The following is a 2,098-nucleotide window of genomic DNA, read 5'->3' on the forward strand; positions in this document are numbered from 1 at the left end:
GCCTTCGGCGCGGAGCCGGCCGTCTCGACCCGGCGGATCGACATCGTGCCGTCGGTGCGATGGGACGGCCCCTGCGGCGCCGCGGTGCCCGCGTCGCCCGCGCGGGGGCGCAGGGCGCGCATCGTCATGGTGCCCTCGGTCGGGCCGTCCTCGGCGGCGGGCGCCGGGGGCGCGGTGTCCTTCTTCGTACCGGAAGCCGGAGAGTAATCCGTATCCGGCGAAGAAGAGGCAGGGGCAGAGGCAGAGGCAGGGGCAGGGGCAGGGGCAGGGGCAGCCGGAGAAGGCGAGCCGGTTGCGGGAGCGGACGCGGCGACGCGTGGGTCCTGGCCGGAACCGGCCGGCGCACCCCACGACACCCGGCGGTCCTGCTCCCCGCCGAACCCGGACTGCCGTCCCGCGTCGGCCTGCCACGCGGAGGCCGGCTCCGGACGGGCGCCGTGCAGGTCCTCCGGCTCGAAGGACGCGGAGGGTACGGCGTCGGCAGGCGCCGCCTCGGGAACCACCGGAGCCGAAGGCGCGGGCGAGGGCTCGGACGGAGCGGGCTGCGAGGGCGCGGCCTGGGCGGGAGCGGCGGGCACCGCGTCCGCCGGTTCCTCATCGAAGAACATGGGGCCCGTCTCGTCCGCCCGCGGCCCCTGTTGGGCCGGTACCGAGGGCGCCGCGCCACCACCGGGCGGTGCCGGCATGGCCTCGCCCTCGGACGGGGCGGGGCGGCTGGTGCCGGGGACCCAGGCAACTCCGTTCCAGTACCGGACATATCCGGGAATGGACGGATCGGGGTAGTAGCCCGCGCGCGGGCTGGTGTCGCCGGGTGCCGGGGTGGGGGCGCTCATGGTCCGTCGTCCCGTATCTGCTCGGGGGTCTTGGTTTGGGGTCCACATCTATCAGACCACCGGCCGCACCCGGGCCCGTCCCGCCTCATCGGCCCCTTTCGAGCGCGCATGGGCCCGACCTCCACCGTGACCCAGGTCACCTCCAACTCCCGTAAGAAAACCGGAGAAAGTCGCGTAAGCAATCCCCTCCACCGCGCTCTCACCTTCCGTGGGCCGCTTCGGAGCCCGCAGGAGGAAAGGAAGCTGACGCACATGCACACCGTGGTGGAACGCGAGCTTGAGCTGAGGCTGGTGCTGTCACCGGAGCGGACGATCCCGGTGCCGGCCAGGCTCACCTACCGCACGGACGATCCGTACGCCGTGCACATCACCTTCCATGTCAACACCGATCTGCCCGTGTACTGGACCTTCGCCAGGGAGCTCCTGGTCGAGGGGGTGTTCAGGCCGTGCGGGCACGGGGACGTCAGGGTCTGGCCGACCAAGGTCGAGGGGCGCAGCGTGGTGCTCATGGCGCTGAGTTCACCCGATGGTGACGCGCTGCTCGAGGCGCCCGCCGCCGCCGTGTCCGCCTGGCTCGAGCGCACGCTGCGGGTGGTCCCGCCGGGTGCTGAATCCGAGCAGCTCGGCATCGACGAGGGCCTGGCCGAGCTGCTCGCCCCCGCACCGCGCGGTCACGACGACATGTGGCTGAGCGACCCCTGGCCCTCGGACGAGTCCAAGGACGGTGAGTGATCCCGTACGTACCCGTACATGAGAGCGCTAGAACAGTTTGCCCGGGTTGAGGATGCCCAGCGGGTCGAAGGTCTGCTTGATGCCCCGCTGCAACTCGACGCCCACCGGGCCGATTTCGCGCGCCAGCCACTCCTTCTTGAGGACGCCCACGCCGTGCTCGCCGGTGATCGTGCCGCCGAGTTCCAGACCGAGGGCCATGATCTCGTCGAAGGATTCGCGGGCGCGCCGGGACTCGTCGGGGTCCTGCGCGTCGAAGCAGACCGTGGGATGGGTGTTGCCGTCCCCCGCGTGGGCGCAGACCCCGATCGTCAGGTCGTACTTCTCCGCGATCCGCGCGGTGCCCTCGAGCAGGGCGCCGAGCTGTGAGCGCGGCACGCAGACGTCGTCGATCATGCTCGACCCCTTGATCGCTTCGAGCGCGGTGAGGGACAACCGGCGGGCCTGGAGCAGCAGTTCGGACTCGGCGTGGTCCTCCGCCGGTACCACTTCGGTGGCTCCCGCCGCCGCGCCCAGCTCGCCCACGGCCGCCCGAT

Annotated in this window: 3 protein-coding genes; 1 reads left to right on the forward strand and 2 read right to left on the reverse strand. The window is 72.1% G+C overall.

Going from position 1 to position 2,098, the window contains the following annotated elements:
• On the reverse strand, nt 1–833 hold an 833-nt coding region (locus JAO81_RS28390; RefSeq protein ID WP_199550813.1), incomplete at its 3' end, for a DUF2510 domain-containing protein.
• A gap of 252 nt (nt 834–1,085) precedes the next feature.
• Between JAO81_RS28390 and JAO81_RS28395 the strand changes: the two genes are divergently transcribed.
• Nucleotides 1,086–1,565 carry an SsgA family sporulation/cell division regulator gene (locus JAO81_RS28395; RefSeq protein WP_199550814.1) on the forward strand — a complete coding sequence of 160 codons (480 nt, stop codon included), beginning with the start codon at nt 1,086–1,088 and terminating at the stop codon, nt 1,563–1,565.
• A 27-nt stretch (nt 1,566–1,592) separates the two neighbouring features.
• On the opposite strand, the gene JAO81_RS42805 is transcribed toward JAO81_RS28395, so the two are convergent.
• The coding region (locus JAO81_RS42805; RefSeq protein WP_307813801.1) for an FAD-linked oxidase C-terminal domain-containing protein at nt 1,593–2,098 on the reverse strand (506 nt) is incomplete at its 5' end.

The organism is Streptomyces sp. N35, assembly GCF_016464295.1.
In the GTDB taxonomy this organism is placed as follows: domain Bacteria; phylum Actinomycetota; class Actinomycetes; order Streptomycetales; family Streptomycetaceae; genus Streptomyces.